The sequence below is a fragment of the Curvibacter microcysteis genome (assembly GCF_028649455.1).
Classification (GTDB): domain Bacteria; phylum Pseudomonadota; class Gammaproteobacteria; order Burkholderiales; family Burkholderiaceae_C; genus Curvibacter; species Curvibacter microcysteis.
This window is the reverse complement of sequence record NZ_JAQSIO010000002.1, coordinates 733,599-754,722: the sequence shown is the minus strand read 5'-3', so window position 1 is coordinate 754,722 and position 21,124 is coordinate 733,599. Positions and strand designations below refer to the sequence as shown.

Here is a 21,124-nt window from a genome sequence, read left to right as displayed (position 1 = left end):
TCGTGATGCCCTTGCTGGCCGCGATCTTCTTGAACACATCGGCCACGCCTTGACCGTAAGCGGTGCGGTCATCGACCACGGCAATGCGCTTGAGCTTCAAGGCATCGGCCGCGTAGAACGCCAAGCCAGCGCCCAGGGCGTTGTCGTTGGAGATGATGCGGTAGGTGGTCTTGTAGCCGGGCTTGGTCAGGTTGGGGTTGGTGGCCGCGCCGGTGATGTGGGGGATGCCGCAGTCGTTGTAGACCTTGGCAGCGGGGATGGTGGTGCCCGAGTTCAGGTGACCGACCACGCCAGCGACCTTGGCGTCGCACAGCTTTTGGGCAGCGGCGGTGCCTTGCTTGGGATCGGCGGCGTCGTCTTCAGCGGCCAGCTCGAACTTGATCTTCTTGCCACCGATCACGATGTTTTGCGTGTTCAGGTCTTCCACGGCCAGGCGGGCGCCGTTTTCGTTGTCCTTGCCGTAGTGGGCCTGGGCGCCCGACATCGGGGCGACGTGACCGATCTTCACGACTTGCACGTCTTGCGCAGAGGCAGCACCTGCCAAAACAGCCAAGGCGGCGACAGCGGTGAGTTTCAACTTGATTTGCATAGATTGACTCCGGAAAAGGTCTGAGAACGAGCGTGACTCAGTGGCGCGGACGATAGCTCAATTTACGCTGCGTCAACATCAGGGAACACGCTAGTCATCGAAAAACAACATGCAAACCCTGCGCAGGGTCAAAGTCACTCGCCACGGCGAGGGCCAGCCCCGGCAAGCTCCTGCGCCAAGACCTCGCTCAAGGCATGGCCCAACACCGTCTCCAGCTCCTCACGCAAGCGGGGCACCACGCTGCGCGTCTGCTCTTCCACCACCCGAGCCAAGGCCTGCTGCACCCGCTGCTCCAGCAGTGCATCCAGGCGTTGCATGACACGGTGCAACAACTGTTCTTCAAAAGCCACCAAGTCCAGCGGCGGTGCCGAGGCGATGGGCACCGCACTGGGCACGGGCACCTCGACCACTTCGGTCAAGGTGGGCACGAACTTGGGAGGCGTACGGGGCGGCAGCGACATGATCAAGCTCCTTTGACCGCGATATCGTGCCGCACGATGGCGTAACCCCGGTCGGCGTAATGCCGCCAGCGGGCCCTGCCCGCCTGGCGGTCGGCGTCTTCCAGGCTGACCATTTCGATCACCCGCTCGAAGCGCTCAAAGCCCTGAGGCACCTGAGGGCCGACATTGACCAGCACCTGCGGGCGACTTTGCACCGCCAAATCGGCCGTCAGGAGCACGGGCGAATGGGCCAGCACATGGGCATCCGCCTCGGCCGTGCAGTGCGGCACGAACTCATGCGGGGCCAACTCCCACAGTCGGCTGTCCACCACACGCAGCTGGGCGGGCTCCCCGGTCACGGTCACCCGGGCGCCAGCCTGCACCGCCTTGCGCAACAGCCGCAGCACATAGGGCAGCTTCTGCGGCATGTTGAAGTGAAAAGCGACTTCCGTCATGCCTTCTTGGCGGCGGCGGCCGTCTTGCGACGTGGCTTGGCAGCCACCGCAGGCGCCGCAGCGGTCTGTACCGCCTGAGCTTGGGCCAGCAGATACGTCAACAGCAGGCCCACGGGACGGCCCGTGGCGCCCTTGGCGCCGCCGCTCTTCCAGGCCGTGCCGGCGATGTCCAGGTGGGCCCAAGGAAAGCGCGTGGCAAAGCGTTGCAGGAACTTGGCCGCCGTGATGGCGCCGCCTGCCCGACCGCCCACGTTGGCGACATCGGCAAAGTTGGACTTCAGGCCTTCGGCATAGTCCTCATCCAGCGGCAGGCGCCAGGCCAGGTCTTGTGCTTGCTCACCCGCGTTTTGCAAAGCGATGGCCAAGGCGTCGTCGGTGGAGAACAAACCCGAGCGCACCGCGCCCAGGGCCACGACGCAAGCCCCGGTCAGGGTCGCAATGTCGACCACCGCGCGCGGCTTGAAACGCTCGGCATAGGTCAAGGCATCGCACAGGATCAGGCGGCCTTCGGCGTCGGTGTTGAGCACTTCGATGGTTTGACCGCTCATGCTGGTGACCACATCACCGGGCTTGAGGGCGCGGCCATCGGGCATGTTCTCGCAGGTCGGGATCAAGCCGATCACATTGATGGCCGGCTTGAGTTCGCTCAAAGCACGGAAGGTGCCCAGCACGCTGGCAGCCCCGCACATGTCGAACTTCATCTCGTCCATTTCACCCGCGGGCTTGATGGAGATGCCGCCGGTGTCAAAGGTGATGCCCTTGCCCACCAGCACCACGGGGGCTTCGGTGCGCGCAGCACCCTGGTAGCGCAGCACAATGAAACGCAGTTCTTCTTCAGAGCCACGCGCCACGGCCATGAAGGAGCCCATGCCCAGCTTGGCCACATCACGCGGCAACAGCACCTCGCATTGCAGGCCCGAACCCCGGCTGGCCAGCGCCTTGGCCGCCGCGGCCAAGTGGGTGGGTGTGGCGTGGTTGGCGGGGCGGTTGCCCCATTCCTTGGCGACTTCAACACCGTGCACCGTGGCCTCAGCCAGGGCCAGGGCGGCGCGCTGCTCAGCACTGACTTCGGTCAGGCCGATGGTGATTTTTTGCAATTGGCGCGCTTCCGGGCGCGACTTGGTCAAGGTGTAGCTGTAGCTGCCGTCGGCGACGGCCAACACCACAGCGCGCAAGGCCGCTTCGGACAACTGACCGTCGGCCGGCAGCACCAGCACGCGCTTGACCGAGTCGGCCCGCACCGCGCCCAGACCCGCCAGCACGCCTTGGCGCACCGGCTTGGGGCTGGCGTCACCGATGCCCGCATAGACCACCCGGGTCGTCTGCACAGCCGGCAGGCGGTAGGCACTGAGCAAGCGCCCGGCCTTGGGCACGAAATCTTCGGCCTTGAGGGCGTGGGCCAAAACGCTGGACAGCGCATCCTTGCCCGGCTTGACCGGGTCGCTCACCAGAACCAACAGCAGGTCGGCCTTCTCGTTGACGGCCGCCGCCAGGCTCAGGGGTTTCAGTTCAAAGTTCATAATCACCCTTTTATCTCCGCCTTATGTTATTCCATTCATCCATTCGCAAGGAACTGGCCCGCAGCTTTGGCGCCACCCTGGTGGTGCTGGCCACCGTGGTGATGACCATGATGCTGATCCGCACCCTGGGCCAGGCCTCGCGCGGGGCCGTCAACCCCTCTGATGTGATGATGGTCATGGGTTACACGGTGCTGGGCCACCTGCCCACCATCCTCGCGCTGAGCCTGTTTGTGGCCATCGTCGGCACCTTGTCGCGCATGTACCGCGACAGCGAAATGGTGATCTGGTTTGCCAGCGGACGTGGCCTCGCCAGCTTTGTCGCGCCGCTGTTTCGCTTCGCCTGGCCGGTGTTGCTGGTCATTGCCGTGTTGGCGCTGGTGGGATGGCCTTGGTCCAACCAACAGGTGCAGGGCATGCGTGACCACTACGAGAAACGCGGCGACGTCGAACGCATTGCCCCAGGGCAGTTCCAGGAGTCGGCCAATGGCACCCGGGTGTTCTTTGTCGACAAGCAAAGCAACGACGCCAACACCGGCAACAACGTCTTCATTGCGGCCCTGGAGCGCGGCCAAGAGGCAGTCACCTCGTCCCGCAGCGCACGCATTGAAACCATTGGGCAGGACCGTTTCGTGCTGCTCAGCCAAGGCCAACGCATGGAGCAGTTGCTGGCCGACGGCAGCGTCAAACTGAGCGACTTCAGCGAATACGGCACCCGGGTGGCCAGCAATGTGCTGACCGAATCCGACGGCGGTCCGACCAAGGCCTTGTCCACCCTCAAGCTGCTCAAAGAGCCCAGCCCGGTCAACCAGGGTGAGCTGAGTTGGCGTCTGGGTCTGGCCCTGGCCGGCTTCAATTTTGTGGTGCTGGCCCTGGCGGTGTCGGTGGTCAACCCGCGCGCCGGGCGCACCGGCAGCCTGGTGTTCGCCCTGTTTGCCTTCATCGTGTACTACAACTTCATCAACCTGGGCCAGAACTGGGTCAGCAACAGCTCCATCCCCATGCTCAAGTTCATGGCCTTGCTGCACGGCGGCGCGGCCTTGATGGGCGCCGCCTTGCTGATCCAGCGCCACTACAACTGGAGCTGGCGCCAATGGCTGCGGGTGCGGGCCAACCGCCGACTGAGCGATGAAGGGAGCGCCCGATGAAAACCATCCGCCGCTACCTGTATGGCGAGGTGCTCAGCTCAGTGACCTTTGTGACCTTGGGCTTTTTGGCGCTGTTCTTCTTTTTTGACCTGGTGGACGAACTGCGCTGGGTCAACCAAGGCGGCTACCACATCACCCAGGCACTGATCTATGTGGCACTCGCCATGCCCAGCCACCTGTACGAGCTGTTCCCGATCACGGTCTTGATCGGCACCATCTTCGTGATGGCCAGCCTGGCCCAGAGTTCTGAGTTCACCATCCTGCGCACCAGCGGATTGGGGCCCTGGAAGGCACTGCGCACCCTGCTCGTGTTGGGCCTGGCTTTTGTGGTCACCACCTTTGCCGTGGGCGACTACCTGGCCCCGGCCACCGAACGCGTGGCCCAGCTGATGAAAGCGCGCTACCAAGGCCGCCTGACCACCGGCCAGACCGGCGCCTGGATGAAGGAGAAGCAGGACTACAGCTCTTACGCGGTCAACATCGCCCGCATGACGCCCGAAGGCGACATGCAGAAAATCCGCATCTTTGAATTTGACAACCAGGGCCGCATGGTCTCCATGACCAATGCCGAAAATGGCCGCTTCAACCAAGATGACGCCTGGCTCCTGCTCAAGGTGCACCGGGTCGAATTCCGCAACACCGAGCAAGAACGCGCCCGTGTCGAGCCCTCGGACATGGCCGAGTACCGCTGGCCCACCCGCATCAGCGCCGAGATGGCCTCGGCCGCCTTGCTCAAGCCGGACCGGATGCGCACCATCGACCTGTTCCAGTACATCCAGCATTTGGATGCGAACGGCCAGAGCGCGCAAAGCTACGAGATCGAGTTCTGGCGCAAGGTCTTCTACCCCCTGAGCTGCCTGGTGATGGTGGTGCTGGCCCTGCCTTTTGCCTACCTGCACTTCCGATCCGGCGGCATTGCCGCCTATGTGTTCGGTGGGGTGATGGCCGGCATCAGCTTCTTCCTGCTCAACAACGTGTTTGGCTACATCGGCAACCTGCAGAACTGGACGCCCTGGCTGGTCGCGGCCTCGCCGGGGATGATTTACTCCCTGCTGTCGCTGGCCGCGTTTGGCTGGCTGGTGCTGCGCCGCTGAGGCCCGCGCCCCTTTTCCCCTGACCCTGAAAGCGCTGCCCCATGCATGCCGTGATTCTTTTTGCCCATGGCTCGCGCGACCCGGCCTGGGCCCGCCCGATTGAAGCGGTGGCCCAGCGCATGCGCGAGCGTTCCCCTGATGTCGAGGTGCGCTGCGCCTACCTCGAGCTGACCCGGCCCGACCTGCCCGAAACCGCCGCCGCCTTGGTGGCCGCTGGCGCCCAACGCCTGCGTGTGGTGCCCATGTTCCTGGGCGTGGGCCGGCACGCGCGTGAAGACCTGCCCCTGCTGATGCAGACCTTGCACGAGCAGCACCCTCAAGTCGAGTTCGAACTGTGTGCCGCAGTGGGCGAAAACCCCCAGATCGTCGACGCCCTGGCCCAGGTTGCCCTGGGCTGAACTGGTCAAATCAATAGACTTTTGCAGCATAATGAAAAGCCTCTTTAGGCGATATTCGTTATGAATTTGCACCAATTCCGCTTTGTCCAGGAGGCGGCCCGCCGCAACCTGAACCTCACCGAAGCCGCCAAGGCGCTGCACACCTCGCAGCCTGGCGTGTCCAAGGCCATCATCGAGCTGGAAGAAGAGTTGGGCGTGGAAATTTTCGCCCGCCATGGCAAGCGCCTCAAACGCATCACCGAGCCAGGCCAGCATGTGCTCAAAAGCATTGAGCTGATCATGCGTGAGGTCGGCAACCTGCGCCGCATCGGCGAGCAGTTCAGCGCCCAGGACAGCGGCACCCTGTCCATTGCGACCACCCACACCCAAGCCCGTTATGTGCTGCCGGTGCCGGTGGCGCGCCTGCGTGAGGCCTACCCCAAAGTCAATGTCAGCCTGCACCAGGGCGCGCCCGACCAAGTGGCCAAGATGCTGCTCGACGAGGTGGCTGAAATCGGCATCGCCACCGAGTCCCTGGCCGACTACGCCGACCTGGTCACCCTGCCTTGCTACGAATGGCAACACGTCTTGGTGCTGCCCCCGGACCACCCTCTGGTGCAAAAAGAGCGCATCAGCCTCGAAGACATCGCCGGCGAGCCCATCATCACGTACCACCCCTCCTTCACGGGACGGACCCGGGTGGACAACGCCTTTGCAGCCAAGAAGCTGCAGCCACGCATCGCGCTGGAAGCGATCGACTCCGACGTCATCAAAACCTATGTGCGACTGGGTTTGGGGGTAGGCATCGTGGCCGAGATGGCAGTGCGCGACGACCCCATTGGTGACCTGGCGGTGCGCCCCATGGGCCACCTGTTTGGTCAGAACGTGGCCCGTGTGGCCTTCAAGCGCAGCGCCTACCTGCGCAACTTCGTGTTCAAGTTTGCCGAACTGCTGAGCGACCGCCTCAGCCGTGACCTGATCTCCAAGGCCCTGAGCGGCCACATCAACGACTACGAACTCTGAGTTCAACCACCTCAACCTGCCCTGCACCGCTGCCATGACGACCCTTGACACCGCCTCCGTCCGCACCCCGCCGCTGCAAACCAAGCTGCCCGCCGTCGGCACCACCATCTTCACCGTGATGTCGGCCCTGGCCGCCGAGACCGGCGCGGTCAACCTCGGCCAAGGCTTTCCCGATTTCAACTGCGACCCCAAGCTGGTCAATGACGTGACAGCGGCCATGCAGCAGGGCCTGAACCAATACCCGCCCATGGCGGGCGTCCCGGCCTTGCGCGAAGCGATTTCCCGCAAGATCGAGGCCCTGCACGGCCACCACTACCGCGCGGCCGACGAGATCACGGTCACCGCCGGCGCGACGCAGGCCATCATCACGGCCATCCTGGCCATCGTGCGCCCCGGTGACGAGGTCATCGTGCTCGAGCCCTGCTATGACAGCTATGTGCCCAACATCGAGCTGGCGGGCGGCGTGGTGGTGCGCGTGCCCCTCACCCCGGGCACCTTCCGGCCGGACTTCGACCGCATCGCTGCGGCCATGAGCCCGCGCACCCGCGCCATCCTGATCAACTCGCCGCACAACCCCAGCGCCACCGTGTGGAGCCAGCAAGACATGCTGCGCCTGCAAGAGTTGCTGGCCCCGACCGACATCTTCCTGATCAGCGATGAAGTCTACGAACACATGGTGTTCGACGGCCAGACGCACCAGAGCGCGGCCCGCTTCCCTGGCTTGGCTGCGCGCGCCTTCATCGTGTCGAGCTTTGGCAAGACCTACCATGTCACCGGTTGGAAGGTCGGCTACGTAGCCGCCCCCGCAGCGCTCAGCGCCGAATTCCGCAAGGTGCACCAGTTCAATGTGTTCACCGTCAACACCCCGGTGCAGCACGCGCTGGCCCAGTACATGGCCGACCCCAAGCCCTACCTGGACCTGCCGGCCTTCTACCAGCACAAGCGCGACCTGTTCCGCGCCGGCCTGGCACGCACGCGCTTCAAGCTGCTGCCCAGCGAGGGCAGCTACTTCCAGTGCGTGGACATTTCAGAGGTCAGCGACCTGGGTGAAGCCGACTTTGCCCAGTGGCTGACGCGCGAGATCGGTGTCGCGGCCATCCCGCTGTCGGCCTTTTACGGCGACGGCTTTGACCAACGCGTGGTGCGTTTTTGCTTTGCCAAGAAGGACGAAACCCTCATCGCCGCGCTGGACCGACTGGCCAAGCTCTGAGGGCTGGGCCCCTGGCCTAGCATGTGCCCGCACCCCTTGCGGGGTGGGGGCCGGCCAGCCCATCCAGAGCGCCTCGGGGTGCCCCAGGGGCTCAGGTTTCGGACCAGATTTCGTCCAGGTACTTGAAGCCCCATTTTTCTTTGTCCTCCACCGCCACGATTTTTTCGCGGCAGCTGGGCGAGGACAGGTCCAGCACCACGCGGGGAATGGGTTCGTTGGATTTGGTCGAAAAGAACGCGGTCACCTTTGGGGTCAACAAGGAGGTCGCGTGCTGCTCGGTCACCACCCCCAGACGGCCTGACTCCAGCCGCACCAAAGCCCCCACGGGGTAGATGCCGATGCTGCGGATGAAGGCCTTCATGATCACCGGGTCAAAATGGCCGGCCCAGGAGTTCATGCGGCGAATCGAGCTGCCCGGATCCCAGCCGGCTTTGTAAGGTCGGTTCGAGGTGATGGCGTCGTACACATCGCACACCGCACCCATGCGTGACAGCAATTGGATGCCCTCGCCTTGCAGCTTGTGCGGGTAGCCCGAGCCGTCCACTTTCTCGTGGTGGTGCAGGGCAATGTCCAGGGTGGCCTCGCTGGCCCCACCGCCTTCGCGCAGCAGGCGCCAACCCTCTTCGGGGTGGCTCTTCATGATGGCGTACTCCGCTTCGGTCAAGCTGCCAGGCTTGTTGAGCACCTCCAGCGGCATCATGGCCTTGCCCAGGTCGTGCATCAGGCCGCCCATGGCTGCGTCACGGGTCTGCGCCTCGTCCAGCCCCAGCTGACGTGACAAGGCCACCATCAGCGCGCACACGGCCACCGAGTGCAGGTAGGTGTAATCGTCTCGGTTCTTCAAGCGCACGATGCTGACCAAGGCGCCCGGATTGCGGATCACCGAAGAGGTGACTTCTTCCACCAAGGGGGCGGCGCCATTGACGTCAATGGCCTTGCCCATGCGCACGTCGTTGAACAGGCTGGTCACCGCATCGCGGCTTTGCAAAAGGATCTTTTTGGCGTGCACCAACTCCTGCCCCATGCTGGTGGGTGCGGGCGGCACGCGCTTGGGCACCAACACGGCGGGTGCTTCTGGCACGGCCTCTGGGGCGGGTTGACCCGCCTGTGCGGCTTGTGCGACATCACAGCCTTTGGAGATGTCAATCCAAATCTCGTTGATGCCGCTGGCCACAATGGCGTTGAGGTCTTTGACGTCCTCCAGCAGAAAAGCCGAGCGCCAAAAGGGGTGCTTCAACCAGGACCCACCAAATTTATGCAGGTACATGCCCAGCTGCAGTTGCTCGGCGGTGATGAGTTTCAACATGGTGTGAGATCGGGAGTCCTGGCCGGCCCGGCAGCATGGCCGGTGTGCGATTCCGATGAACGGAATAGCGCCGAAACCATTAGCATGCCATGAGCCAAGGGGCTGTGTCTTGTCACAGCCCTGATTTGGTCAAAAATCTGTCCCAACTCATGGCCTACGCCGCCCAGGCTGGCCCTGCCAGCCCGACACAGCCCGCACTATTCATGAGCGCTCACGATCAACTCCAACTTTTTGAATCCCAACTCCAGCAGTGGGGCCAAGGCGCGATCAGCATCGCGACCCTCAGCCAAACCGCCCGAAGCCAGGGCCTGTTGCTGGCCGCTTTGCCGCCCCAGTTCGAGACGGTGCTGCACCAACTGCTGGACCGCTTGGAGTCCGCCGCTTTGATCACCGAAGAAAGCTGCTCGTTCAGCCAAAAAGACCTGGCAGATCACCTGCACGGCTGGGTGGCCAAAGCCCGGCAACGGCTGAGCTGAGCCGACCCACCGATCAAACGTGCCGGCCCACACCCCGGCCCAACCCGCTGATCTGCGGCTCGGTCGGCAATTGGCGGGCTTGCTGATGGAGGGCCTCGATCAGGCTGCAACGCGGCCCCTCGCCCGCGCAATGGGCCTCCAAATGCTGCAACTGGGCTTCCAGACCGCGCAGCTCGGCCAGGCGGGCCTGCACGTGCTGCAAATGAGCCTGCACCGCCTGCTGGGCACGCTGGCAGTCTTCGGCGCGCGTGAGGTCCAGGGCCAGCAAGGTGCGCACCTCATCCAGCGACATGTCGAAGGAGCGGCACAGGCGGATGAAGCGCAGGCGCTGCAATTCGCCCTCGCCGTACACGCGGTACTGGTTGTCACGGCGCGGTGCGGGGTCCAGCAAGCCCTCGCGTTCGTAGTAGCGCACATTGGCCACCGACACCCCGGAGCGCTGGGCAATCTCGCCAATGCGCCACACGGGTGCACTGGTGTGGGTTGGTGAAGACATGGGTTTTGCCTTGTCTCAAAAAGACGGCATCTTAGGCCTTGACCCTGAAGTCACTTCAGGGTTTCCAATGCCTTCATGACTTCCAAGCCCCACGCCCCCCATGCGAACCACCCACCAACACCACCGGACGCACCATGCCCCGGCCCCTGCCAGGCCGCGCCTGCGGACCACGACCACGACCACGACCATGACCATGACCATGGTCAGGGCCTACCCGGCCCCTGGCGCCTGGGCGCGGCGCTGATCGCGGCAACAGGCGCTGAATTGCTTCCCCTGCTGGCCCCCAGTCCAAGCTGGCTGGCCAGCCCTTGGGCGGCGCAAAGCCTGGCCGTGATGGCCATCGCCCTGGCGGGGCTGGGCACGTGGTGGAGCGGCGTGAAAGCGCTGCGCCACGGCCGCATCAGCATCGAAGCCCTGATGGCCGTGGCCGTGGCGGGCGCCCTGCTGATCGGCCAGTGGGCTGAGGCCGGCATGGTGATGGCCCTCTACGCCTTGGCGGAAACCCTGGAACACCGCGCGGCCGACCGTGCGCGGCACGCCATCTCGGCCCTGCTGCAACTGGTGCCCGCCACCGCCCAGGTCCAGCAAGCAGACGGTCGCTGGCTGGCGCAGCCCCTGGCCCAGGTATCGGTCGGGGCGGTCGTCCTGCTGCCCGCAGGTGAGCGGGTGCCCCTGGATGGCCAAGTGTTGCAAGGCCGCAGCGCCGTGGACGAGTCGCCCCTCACCGGCGAAAGCCTGCCCGTGGACAAAGGGCCTGGCGACCGCCTGCTGGCCGGCAGCCTGAACCAGCAAGCCGCCTTGCAGCTGCGCGTGACCCAGGCTTCGGGGCAAAGCACGCTGGACGGGGTGGTCCAGGCGGTGCAGGCCGCGCAAACCTCGCGCGCGCCCACGCAGCGTTGGGTGGACCGCTTTGCCCGCATCTACACGCCCAGCGTGCTGGCCTTGGCTGTGGCGGTGGCCTTGTTGGGGCCCCTGGTTGTGGGCTGGGCTTGGTCCGAGGCCTTTTACCGCGCCCTGGTGCTGCTGGTCATCGCCTGCCCCTGCGCCCTGGTGATCTCCACCCCCGTCACCCTGGTCAGCGGCCTCACGGCGGCGGCCCGGCGCGGCATCCTGATCAAGGGCGGCCAGCACCTGGAAGCCGCACGCCACCTGCGTGTGATGGGCCTGGACAAAACCGGCACCCTGACCCAGGGCAAGCCCGTGCTGGTGACCCAGGGGGACGTCTTGCCCCCGCCCGCGCAGCCGGGCACCGATTGGCGCCCCCAGGCCTTGGCATTGACCCGGGCCTCCACCCACCCGGTGGCGCAAGCCATCGCCGCAGGCTTGAGCGTCCAACTCGGCCCAACCCAGACCGGCCAAGCCCTGCCCAGCACCCTCAGCGGCCAAGGCCTGGAACTGTGGGACCAGGGCCGCTGCTGGCGGCTGGGCAGCCAGCGCTGGCTGCAAAGCCACTGCGACTGGTCGCCCACCTTGGACGGCGTGGCCGCCGAGCAAAGCGCTCAGGCGCGCAGCCTGTCCTGGGTCAGCTGCGATCGCCAAGTGTTGGGCTGGCTGGCCGTGGCGGACCCGCTGCGCCCCAACAGCCCCCAGGCCGTGGCCGAATTGCGCGCACTCGGTGTCCACCCGGTGCTGCTCAGCGGCGACAACGCCGCCACGGTGGCCGCCATCGCCCGCCAAGCGGGAGTGAGCGACTGGCGCGCCGAGCTGATGCCGCAGGACAAACAGGCCGCCCTGGCCGTGCTGCGCCAGACCCACGGCCCCGTCGGCATGGCGGGCGACGGCATCAACGACGCGCCGGCCCTGGCCAGCGCCGAGCTGGGCTTTGCCATGGGCGGCGTCGGCACCGGGGTGGCGGTCCAGGCCGCCGACATCGTGCTGATGAACGACGATCCGCGCCGCCTGGCCGAGACCATTCGCCTGTCGCAGCGCACGCACCGGGTGCTGCTGCAAAACCTCAGCATCGCCCTGGGCCTGAAGTTGGTGTTTGCCGCGCTGGCCATCGCGGGCCTGGGCACGCTGTGGATGGCGGTGTTTGCTGACCTGGGCGCCAGTTTGATCGTGATCATGAATGGCTTGCGTCTGCTGCGCAGACCGGCCTGAAGCCATGACAGGGCGGCGGGCTGAAGGCTTATCATCGAGCGATGCGCCGCCCCGCCCTCATCGCCTTGATCCTGCTGCTCGCCTGGCGAGCCTGGTTGGGCGACGCCATGGCACTGGGGCTGTCCAGTGAGGCCGCTGTGCCCATCAGGGCTGCGACGGCCCTGAGCCTGAACCTCCTGGACGCCGAGCCCAAGCCCATGTCGGCCCATGCCACTCACGGCGTGACGCCGCCCTGCCATGAGCTGGCCGACACCCCTGAGCCTGGGCTGACCGACGCCAGCCACAGCGCCCACCCCACCCACGGTGGTGCCTGTTCCGCCTGCCAGATCTGCCACCTGGCCCTGCTCAGCCCCCAGCTCAACGCCCAACAGCTGCCAGCACTGCGCTTTGCCACGCCCCCCAGCGCCGAAGGCCGCTTTCAAAGCGCTTGCCTGAACCCGCGCCTCAAGCCACCCATCGCCTGACTTCAGACGGCTTGGCCTGCGCCAAGCCTGAAGGGGCGTCGCTTGGCGCCCCCTCCTGCGCCGCCGCTGAAGCCCAAGGGCCTCGGTGGGTTGCGCCCATCGGCCTGACATCGGCCGCCCCTGATCTTTGGAGCTTTCCATGCACCTCCCCCGTCCCTGGGTGGATGACCTTGACCCCGCACGCCCTACCCTGGGCGTCCCTCCTCGCGCCAGGCACCGAGCCGGGATGGCTTGGCCAGCCCTGGCCCTGGTGCTGATCGGCACACTGACCGGCTGCGCCAGCGGACTGCCCCCCGGGGCCAGCCCCCAAGTCCCTGAGCTGGTCCAGCAGCACGGCGGCCCCGCCGCCACGCAGTGGCCCGCGCCAAGACTGAGCCCCCAGGCGCACTCCGAGGCCGTGGCCAGCCTGTTGGCCCAAGCGCTGGAGGCCGACACCGCGGTGCGCCTGGCCCTGCTCAACAGCCCCAGCCTGCAAGCCCAGTTGGCGGCGCTGGACGTGTCCGCGGCCCAACGCCAACAGATGGCCTTGTTGCCCAACCCCGGCCTGGGCCTGGGGCGGGTGCGTGAAGGCGGCCAGACCGAGATCGAGCGCCTGCTGCGCATCGACCTCTGGAGCCTGGTCACCCTGCCTTGGCGCCTGCAATGGCAAGACCGCCAACTGGCCCAGGCCCGCCTGCAAACCGCCCAAGAGGTGCTGCGCCTGAGCGCCGAGGTGCGCCGCGCCTGGGTGCGTGCCGTCGCGGCCCAGCACGCCACCCGCTACTGGCTGCAGGTGCAGGAGGCCGCCGAAGCCGGCGCCGAACTGGGTCGCCAGATGGTCAAGGCTGGCAACTGGAGCCGGTTGCAACAAGCGCGCGAGCAAAGCGCGCTCCAGGATGCCCGCGTGCAAGGTGCCCGCGCCCGCCTGCAGGCCCAAGCCAGCCGAGAGCAACTGATCCGTCTGCTGGGCCTGAACGACGGCCTCGCACTGCAACTGCCCGCGCAACTGCCCGCCCCCCCCAGCGAACTGCTGCCCGAGGCCGACTACGAGGCCCAAGCCTTGCGCGAGCGCCTGGATGTGCGGGCCGCCCAAGGCGAGTACCAGGCCATCGCCGACTCGCTGGGCTACACCCGCGTCACCGGCTATGTCAGCGCTTTTGAGCTGGGTCTGGGCTACAACACCATCACCCAGCCCGGCAGCCGCGACAGCAAACGCAGCGTGGAAATCGAAGTCCCCCTGCCCTTGTTCGACCAGGGCCAGGCCCGTGTGGCCCGCAGCGAGGCCCAACTCCGCCTCGCCCAGGCCCGCGTGCGCGAGGTGGCCGTGCTGGCGCGCAGCGAAGCGCGGGGCCGCTGGCAGGACTGGCAAAGTGCCTGGACCGTGTCGCGCCAACTGGAGTCCGAGGTCCTGCCCCTGCGGCGGCAAATCACCGACGAAACCCTGCTGCGCTACAACGGCATGCTCAGCAGCGTCTGGGAGCTGCTGGCCGAGGCGCGGCAAAACGCCCTCAGCGTGAACGCGGCCATCGAGGCGCGACGAGACTTCTGGCTGGCCGACACCGACCTGCGCCTGGCCCTGAGCGGCACTGCCAACACCTCACCAGCCAGCAGCGGCAACCTGTTGCGCAGCAACGCCCCGGCTGCCAGCGCTGCCCCCACACCAGGACATTGATCATGCAAAGACGCCAATTTTTCTCGGGTGCCGTGGCCGGCACCCTGGCCAGCGCGGCGGTCGCCCGCAGCGCCCTGGCCGCCCTGCCCGAACTGCACCAGCCCCCCGTCGGCGGCAGCACACCGTGGCGGCCCGAAGGCACACGCTACACCCCCGTGCTCACGCTCAATGGTTGGACCCTGCCTTGGCGCCTGAACCAGGGGGTGAAGGAATTCCACCTGGTGGCCGAGCCCGTGGTGCGCGAGATCGCTCCCGGCATGCAAATGCGCCTGTGGGGTTACAACGGCCAAAGCCCGGGCCCCACCATCGAGGTGGTCGAGGGCGACCGCGTGCGCCTGTTCGTCAGCAACCGCCTGCCCGAACCCACCACCGTCCACTGGCACGGCCAGCGCCTGCCCAACGGCATGGACGGCGTGGCCGGCCTGACCCAGCCCGCCATCGAGCCCGGCAAGACCTGGGTCTATGAGTTCGTGGCGCGCCGTCCCGGCACCTTCATGTACCACCCCCATGCCGACGAAATGACCCAGATGGCCATGGGCCTGATGGGCCTGTGGATCACCCACCCACGCCAGACCAGCCCGCTGATTGCCAAGGTGGACCGGGACTTCGCCTTCCTGATGGCGTCCTACAACGTCGAGCCCGGCAGCGCCACGCCCCAGGTCAACACCATGCTGGACTTCAACCTCTGGACCTGGAACAGCCGCACCTTCCCCGGCATCGACAGCCTCAACGTGCGGCTTGGTGACAAGGTGCGCATCCGCGTCGGCAACCTGACCATGACCAACCACCCCATCCACTTGCACGGCCACGAGTTCACCGTCACCGGCACCGACGGCGGACCGGTGCCGCCCACGGCGCGCTGGCCCGAGGTGACCACGGACGTGGGCGTGGGCCAGATGCGGCAGATCGAGTTCGTGGCCGACGAGGAAGGCGACTGGGCCCTGCACTGCCACAAAAGCCACCACACCATGGGCCCCATGGGCCACAACGTGCCCACCATGATCGGCGTCGACCAAAGCGCCGTGCTGGAGAAGATCCAGAACCTGGTGCCGGGCTACATGGCCATGGGGGAGCGCGGTATGGCCGAAATGGGCAGCATGCGCATGCCCCTGCCCGAGAACACCCTGCCCATGATGGGCGGGCGCGGCCCCCACGGCTCGCTGGACATGGGGGGCATGTTCACCCTGCTCAAGGTGCGGCGCGGCCAAAAGCCGGGCGACCACAGCGACCCCGGCTGGTACCAGCCGCCCGCCGGCACCCTGGCCCGCGAATGGACCGGCCCGGTGCCCGAGGCCCCCCAGGCCCCGGCCCAGCCCACCAGCCCGGCCGCACCTGCCGCAAGCCATGACGCTGCCGCCATGCACAGCCACCAGCACCCCAGCAGCAGCCCTGAAGCCACGCCCGCGGGCGCCTTGCCCGACAGCACCCTGCCCTCGGTGCGCAAACCAGGCGCCGGGGCGCACCAGCACTGAAACGCCTGCGGGCGCTGCACCCATAATCAGCGTCGGCAGGATCCGGGTCATGCCCCAGCCCAAGGCTGGGCATGCCCCACCCACCCTGGCCCGTCACGACCTGTTCACCCCGCCGACCATGCCCCAAGCCACCCCACGCGCCCAGCCCGCCACATCTCAACGCAAGGCCCCCCAGCCCGCCGCAGCCAAGTCGGCCACGGCCGCCGGGCCAGCCCAGCCCCAGCGCACGCCACGCCGCCGAGGCCCGGGCAGCATCACCGACGTGCCGGGCATCGAGGTCGGCCACTTCACCGATGAGCGCCGGCCCACCGGTTGCACGGTGGTGATGGCGCGCGAGGGCGCGGTGGCCGGGGTCGACGTGCGCGGCGCCGCCCCTGGCACCCGCGAAACCGACCTGCTGGACCCGTCCAACCTCGTGCAGCAGGTGCACGCCATTGTTTTGGCCGGTGGCAGCGCCTGGGGCCTGGACGCCGCCAGCGGCGCGGTGCGCTGGCTGGAGGAGCAAGGCGTGGGCTTCAACGTGGGCGTCGGCCGCCTGCCCATCGTGCCCGCTGCCGTGCTGTTTGACCTGCTGGTGGGCGACATGCGCATCCGCCCCGACGCCGCCGCTGGCTACGCGGCCTGCGCAGCTGCCAGCACGCGCCGCCCGGCCGAAGGCAATGTGGGCGCGGGCACGGGGGCGGCCGTGGGCAAGATTTTTGGCATCCACCGCGCCATGAAGGGCGGCATCGGCACCGCCTCGGTCACGGTGGACGGCGTCACCGTGGGCGCGCTGGTGGCCTGCAACGCCCTGGGTGACGTGCTGGACCCCGACACCGGCCGTGTGTTGGCCGGCGCCCGCACCGCCAATGGGCGCCGCCTGCTGGACACGCGCCGCGCCCTGTTGCGCGGCGAGCCGCCCAGGCCCCTGCTGCCCGGCACCAACACCACCCTGGGCGTGATCGCCACCGATGCCCCGCTGACCAAGGCCCAGGCCCAGCGCCTGGCCGTGGCCGGGCAAGACGGCCTGGCCCGCAGCATCAACCCGGTCCACACCTTGTCCGACGGCGACACCGTGTTCGCACTGGCCACGGGGCGGGCCGACCACTCTCCCGGCATGATGGTGCTGGCCACCATGGCCGCCGAAGCCATGGCCCGCGCCACCGTGCGCGCCGTGCTGGCCGCGCGCGGCCTGCGCACCGCCGAGGGCCTGCACCTGCCAGCCGCACTGGACCTGGCGCCACCCCCCGACACCGGCATGGCGCCCGACTTGACCCGCCAGAAGGCCCAGCAGGCCCAGCAGGCCAAGGACTGAGCCCATGTCCAGCCTCTCACGCACCCTGCGCTACTACCTGCTGAACCTGCGCGACCTTCTGCTGTCGGCCGGGCCCATCGCCTTGCTGCCCGTGCTCTTGTTGTGGGGTGCCTACACCTGGCTCAACCCGACGCCGCCGCGCCAGGTGACCCTGGCCACCGGCCCCGCACAAAGCGCCTACGAACGCTTTGGCAAGGCCTACGCCGAGGCGCTGGCGCGCGAGGGCATCGAAGTCAAACTGCTGCCCTCCGACGGTTCGGCCGCCAACCTGCAACTGCTGGCCGAGGGCCAAGCCGACCTGGGCTTTGTGCAAGGCGGCACGGCCACGGCCAACCCCACCGAAGCCGACGAGGAGCTGCAATCCCTGGGCAGCCTATTCATGGAGCCGCTGTGGGTGTTCTACCGCCCCGCGTCCTACGGCCATGTGGGCCCGAACCGGCCTCTGACCTCGCTGGCCCAGCTGCGTGGCCTGCGGGTCAATGTGGGCGCCCAGGGCAGTGGCGCCCCAGCGCTCATGACGCAGTTGCTCAAAGCCAATGGCGTCGAGCCCAGCGCCTTGAAGCTGTCTCAACTGGCCCAAACCCCCGCCACCGTGGCCTTTTTGGGGGGCGAGCTGGACGCGGTGGTGTTTGCGTCCGCCCCTGAATCGCCTCTGGTGCAGATGCTGCTCCAAACGCCCGGCGTGTTTCTGATGGCTTTTGGGCAGAGCGAAGCCTATGCGCGCCGCTTTCCCTTCCTGACGCCGGTGACCCTGCCTCGCGGGGTGGTCGACCTGGCGCGTGACATCCCCTCGCGCGATGCGCGCCTGGTGGCATCCACCACCTCGCTGCTGGTTCGCGCTGATACCCACCCCGCGCTGCAGCAGCTGTTTGCCCAGACCGCGCGCAGCCTGCATGGCAACGCCGGCTGGTTCAACCGCGCGGGTGAGTTCCCCAACCTCAACCACAACGAACTGCCCCTGAGCCGCGAAGCCGAGCGCGCCTACACCGAGGGCCCGTCCTGGCTGCAGCGCCACCTGCCCTTCTGGCTGGCCAATCTGGTGCAGCGCATGGGCCTGGCGCTGGGGGTGGTGCTGGCCATCGTGCTGCCGCTGAGCCGGGTGATCCCGCCGCTCTACACCTTCCGGGTCCGGTCGCGGGTGTTCCGCTGGTACGGCCGGCTGCGCGACATCGAGGCCCGCCTGGACCAAGGCGAGGCCACGCCCGCAGCCTTGTTGCAAGAGCTCGCCGAGGTGGAGCAGCAGGTCACGCAAATCCACCTGCCCCTGTCCTACACCGACGAGCTGTACGCCCTGCGCAGCCACCTGCAGTGGGTGCGCAGGCGCCTGGCGGGTGGCCCGGCCAGCCAGCCGCCCCTTCAGCCGCCAGCCCCTGCCGCGGGCACAGAAGCCAGCCCTCCGGCGCCACCTGGGGCCTGAGGCGGGCGGAGTCTCAGACCACCGGGCCGGGGCCGCGCTCCAAGGGCGAGTCACGCTCCTCGGCCACGGTGTTGCGCAAAGCGGTGCGCGCCACCTCGTCCAAGGCACCGGCCACCACAGGCTGGTCGGCCAGCACCCGCAACAGCCCATCGCTGACCAGCCGGTCCCGCATGCGCCGCGTCATCGACTGGCTGCTGCCATCGGGGCGCGTGAACAGGAAAAGGGTGCCATGGGGGCTGGCCCAGCTGAGCTGGCTGCGGCGCCAGACCCCGTCGCTGAGCAATTCCACCCAGGCGCCGACCTCCCAGGCCATAGGCGCCAACGCCGCCGGGCCCTGGGCCTTGGGCTCGGCCTCCGGCAGGGTCATGAAACCTGACACCCGCGCCTCGCTCGGGGCCAGCCAATCGGAATCATGTTCATCGAACATGGGGTCCTGGCCTGGGGTCGGGGCTGCGGCAGGCGCCTCGGTCGGTTCAGGCACACGGGGAGCCAATACCACCTGCTCAGGGATCGGCGCCGGCGCCGGCGCTGCAGCCACCGGCCGCCGGTAGGCCGCCTGGTGCAAGACCATCAGTTTTTCCAGGAAGGCGCTGCTCATCAGCGGGGGGTAGTCGATGGTCTTGAGCCCTTCGCGCACCCGTCCCAACAGCGAGGGAATCAAGCGCGTCAGATGGGCCGGGTTTTGCCGGGCCAGTGCGGGATTGGCGCTCCACAGCAGGTCGCCGACCAGGGCCCGGTACTGGCCCGGGTCGGTCTCGGAGGCCCGCTCCCCCAGGCGCGACTGGGCCATCACCTGGGTCCAAGGCCCGAGCAAAAAGTCGCGCACCTCGGGCGCCGCCTGGGCCAGCTCCGGCAGAACCCGGAGTTCCTGGCGCAACCGACCCGCCAGCAGGTTGCGCTGCTCGGCATGCATCAAGGCCTTGACCGCCTGCTCCCGCTGGCGCTGCTCGTTTTCTCGGTGTTCATTCCAGGCCCGCTCCAGCTCCTTCAAGGCCACATCGAAGGGCGCCGCCCCCTGAATGGGCGCGGCACTCAACACCTTCACGACCCGACGCACCGGCTGCATGAAGGCGTCAAAACCCGGCGCAGCCTCCGATTCAAACGCCAGGCTGCGCTGGGTCAGCGCGTCCAGAAGGCGCCGGGCGGGATGGGCTTTGTCGCTGAAGAAACGCACATCACTGACCACCAGTTGGGCCAGGGCCGGCTCCAGCTCGCGCACCGCCTGGCGCAAGGCGCCCAACAGGCGGGGGTCGCGCACGATGTTTTCAATCATCAGCGTGACCACCTCCAGCGCCACCACCTGGCCCACATCCTGGCCCTGCTGCTGCAATTGCTGGCGCAGGGCCTGCACGGTGATGGGGGCGTTGCCGCCACGCGCGCCGGGCTGGCGCTGCGCCACGCGTTGCAGCACCTGAGCAACCTCTTGCGGGCTGTCCAAGGCGTCGAAGGCGGCGGGCAAGGTGCTTTGGAAGTCGCTGTGCTGGGCCTCCTCTTGCTCCTGGCGCACTTCAAACTGGCGTTCGAACTGCTGGGCAAAGGCCTCCAGCCGTGTCGACGCGGCCAGTGCGGGCGGCGCAGCGCCTGCTGCGGCCTGATCGCGGCGGCGCCCCGCCCCCCCTTCGTTGCCCAACAACCGGCGCAGGCGGTCCACCGTGAGCACCGTGCCCTCGGGCAAGGCGGGCGCGGCCAAGCCCTCGTCAAGGTAGAGCGCGGGCAACGAGGCCGGGGCCTGGGCGGGCACCGGAGCCAGCCCGCCAGTCAGCGGGGGCGCCGACGGCAGAGGGGCGGCAGGCGCAGGGCGCTTGCGCTCCCAGGTCGATGCGGCGGCCTCTTCTTGCGCGCGCAGGGCCTGGGCCGGGGGGATCACCTCAGGCACGTACAAGGGACGGTTGGTCTGCCCCCCAGCGGGCACCACGGTGTAGTCGGCTGGCCGCACGCCTTGGTCGCGCAGCTTGTGGTTCAAAAAGCCATAAAAGCTGTTGAGTTCCTTGCCCAGCACGGTGCACATCTGTTGGGTCCAGGCCATGCGCACCAAGGGGGTCACCCCGGCAGACTCCATGGCCCCTTGCAGCGCGCGCAGGTAGACCTCGGGCCGGAAGGGATTGCGGTCCGGCATCACATTGGGCAGGCCCTGCATGGCGCAGGTCAGGGCATTGAGCTCGGGCAAGGTGCCCTCCACCGCGTGCAAGGTCATCTGCTGGGTGCGGGCCAGCTCGACCCGGCTTTGCACCTGGTGTTCGTCCATGAGTTCGAGCTGATCAAAGCGCAACTCCATCAAGGACTGCCGCTTGCCCCCCTCCAGCAAAGACACCGGTGGGCTGTCAAAGCCCTGGATGAGCTGGCTCACGAACTGCTCGATCAGCTGCGCCTGGCAACGGTTGAGCTGGTCAATGGCCGCGCTCACGCTGTTGCGCTCGCCGGGGTGGCGCAGCGAGGCTTCGCGCTCGCGCAATTGGTAGCGCGTGTAGTCCACCAGCTTCTCGATCAGCATGCGGGCCTCGCGGCGCGCGTCCTCCACACAGGCTTGGTAAAGGGCTGACGGAACAGGACTGGACGCGTGGGAACTCATGACAACACCTCTGGCAGGAGGACGGC

The 21,124-nt window shown here is 67.4% G+C and carries 19 protein-coding genes; 12 read left to right on the top strand and 7 right to left on the bottom strand.

Features of this window, described 5'->3' with window-relative positions; all coding sequences use genetic code 11:
• The 4 genes from PSQ39_RS08690 to PSQ39_RS08675 all read right to left on the bottom strand — a co-directional run.
• On the bottom strand, window positions 1-589 hold a 589-nt coding region (locus tag PSQ39_RS08690; protein WP_273926342.1), incomplete at its 3' end, for a branched-chain amino acid ABC transporter substrate-binding protein.
• A 134-nt stretch (window positions 590-723) separates the two neighbouring features.
• A complete protein-coding gene (locus tag PSQ39_RS08685; protein ID WP_273926341.1) occupies window positions 724-1,050 on the bottom strand; it encodes a hypothetical protein in 327 nt (108 codons plus the stop codon).
• A 2-nt stretch (window positions 1,051-1,052) separates the two neighbouring features.
• Window positions 1,053-1,484, bottom strand: coding sequence for a DNA polymerase III subunit chi (locus PSQ39_RS08680; RefSeq protein WP_273926340.1), 432 nt, complete (start codon window positions 1,482-1,484; stop codon window positions 1,053-1,055).
• A complete protein-coding gene (locus PSQ39_RS08675) occupies window positions 1,481-3,004 on the bottom strand; it encodes a leucyl aminopeptidase (RefSeq protein ID WP_273926339.1) in 1,524 nt (507 codons plus the stop codon). The genes PSQ39_RS08680 and PSQ39_RS08675 overlap by 4 nt, the downstream gene beginning before the upstream one ends.
• Before the next feature lie 23 nt (window positions 3,005-3,027).
• On the opposite strand from PSQ39_RS08675, the gene lptF reads away from it, so the two are divergent.
• The 5 genes from lptF to PSQ39_RS08650 are packed head-to-tail and all read left to right on the top strand — an operon-like array spanning window position 3,028 to window position 7,853.
• Window positions 3,028-4,149 (top strand): LPS export ABC transporter permease LptF, encoded by a 1,122-nt coding sequence (gene lptF / locus PSQ39_RS08670; RefSeq protein WP_273926338.1) that lies wholly within the window; start codon window positions 3,028-3,030, stop codon window positions 4,147-4,149.
• Entirely contained in the window at window positions 4,146-5,243 is a 1,098-nt protein-coding gene (gene lptG, locus PSQ39_RS08665; protein WP_273926337.1) for an LPS export ABC transporter permease LptG, read from the top strand. The genes lptF and lptG overlap by 4 nt, the downstream gene beginning before the upstream one ends.
• A 41-nt stretch (window positions 5,244-5,284) precedes the next feature.
• On the top strand, window positions 5,285-5,641 hold the full coding sequence (locus PSQ39_RS08660) for a sirohydrochlorin chelatase (protein WP_273926336.1): 357 nt from the start codon (window positions 5,285-5,287) through the stop codon (window positions 5,639-5,641).
• Window positions 5,642-5,701: 60 nt separating this feature from the next.
• Window positions 5,702-6,643, top strand: a complete 942-nt coding sequence (locus PSQ39_RS08655; RefSeq protein ID WP_273926335.1) for a CysB family HTH-type transcriptional regulator — start codon at window positions 5,702-5,704, stop codon at window positions 6,641-6,643.
• Window positions 6,644-6,677: 34 nt separating this feature from the next.
• A complete protein-coding gene (locus PSQ39_RS08650) occupies window positions 6,678-7,853 on the top strand; it encodes a pyridoxal phosphate-dependent aminotransferase (RefSeq protein ID WP_273926334.1) in 1,176 nt (391 codons plus the stop codon).
• A 91-nt stretch (window positions 7,854-7,944) separates the two neighbouring features.
• On the opposite strand, the gene PSQ39_RS08645 is transcribed toward PSQ39_RS08650, so the two are convergent.
• On the bottom strand, window positions 7,945-9,159 hold the full coding sequence (locus PSQ39_RS08645; RefSeq protein WP_273926333.1) for an HD-GYP domain-containing protein: 1,215 nt from the start codon (window positions 9,157-9,159) through the stop codon (window positions 7,945-7,947).
• A 203-nt stretch (window positions 9,160-9,362) separates the two neighbouring features.
• Between PSQ39_RS08645 and PSQ39_RS08640 the strand changes: the two genes are divergently transcribed.
• A complete protein-coding gene (locus tag PSQ39_RS08640) occupies window positions 9,363-9,635 on the top strand; it encodes a hypothetical protein (protein WP_273926332.1) in 273 nt (90 codons plus the stop codon).
• Between the two features lie 13 nt (window positions 9,636-9,648).
• Here PSQ39_RS08640 and PSQ39_RS08635 read toward each other — a convergent pair whose 3' ends face one another.
• Window positions 9,649-10,131: a MerR family transcriptional regulator gene (locus tag PSQ39_RS08635; RefSeq protein WP_273926331.1), complete on the bottom strand. Its 483-nt coding sequence runs from the start codon at window positions 10,129-10,131 to the stop codon at window positions 9,649-9,651.
• A 75-nt stretch (window positions 10,132-10,206) separates the two neighbouring features.
• Between PSQ39_RS08635 and PSQ39_RS08630 the strand changes: the two genes are divergently transcribed.
• From PSQ39_RS08630 to PSQ39_RS08605, 6 genes are all read left to right on the top strand, one after another.
• Entirely contained in the window at window positions 10,207-12,231 is a 2,025-nt protein-coding gene (locus tag PSQ39_RS08630; protein ID WP_273926330.1) for a heavy metal translocating P-type ATPase, read from the top strand.
• A 41-nt stretch (window positions 12,232-12,272) separates the two neighbouring features.
• Window positions 12,273-12,695: a hypothetical protein gene (locus tag PSQ39_RS08625; RefSeq protein ID WP_273926329.1), complete on the top strand. Its 423-nt coding sequence runs from the start codon at window positions 12,273-12,275 to the stop codon at window positions 12,693-12,695.
• A gap of 226 nt (window positions 12,696-12,921) precedes the next feature.
• Window positions 12,922-14,346, top strand: a complete 1,425-nt coding sequence (locus PSQ39_RS08620; protein ID WP_273926328.1) for a TolC family protein — start codon at window positions 12,922-12,924, stop codon at window positions 14,344-14,346.
• A 2-nt stretch (window positions 14,347-14,348) separates the two neighbouring features.
• Entirely contained in the window at window positions 14,349-15,818 is a 1,470-nt protein-coding gene (locus PSQ39_RS08615) for a multicopper oxidase family protein (RefSeq protein WP_273926327.1), read from the top strand.
• A gap of 118 nt (window positions 15,819-15,936) precedes the next feature.
• A complete protein-coding gene (locus tag PSQ39_RS08610; RefSeq protein WP_409242011.1) occupies window positions 15,937-17,112 on the top strand; it encodes a P1 family peptidase in 1,176 nt (391 codons plus the stop codon).
• 4 nt (window positions 17,113-17,116) lie between these two features.
• The gene (locus PSQ39_RS08605; RefSeq protein ID WP_273926325.1) at window positions 17,117-18,529 is read left to right on the top strand and encodes a TAXI family TRAP transporter solute-binding subunit; all 1,413 of its coding nucleotides are present in this window, start codon (window positions 17,117-17,119) and stop codon (window positions 18,527-18,529) included.
• A 13-nt stretch (window positions 18,530-18,542) separates the two neighbouring features.
• Here PSQ39_RS08605 and PSQ39_RS08600 read toward each other — a convergent pair whose 3' ends face one another.
• Complete coding sequence (locus PSQ39_RS08600) at window positions 18,543-21,098, bottom strand: DUF1631 family protein (protein WP_273926324.1); 2,556 nt, start codon at window positions 21,096-21,098, stop codon at window positions 18,543-18,545.
• Window positions 21,099-21,124 lie beyond the last annotated feature (26 nt).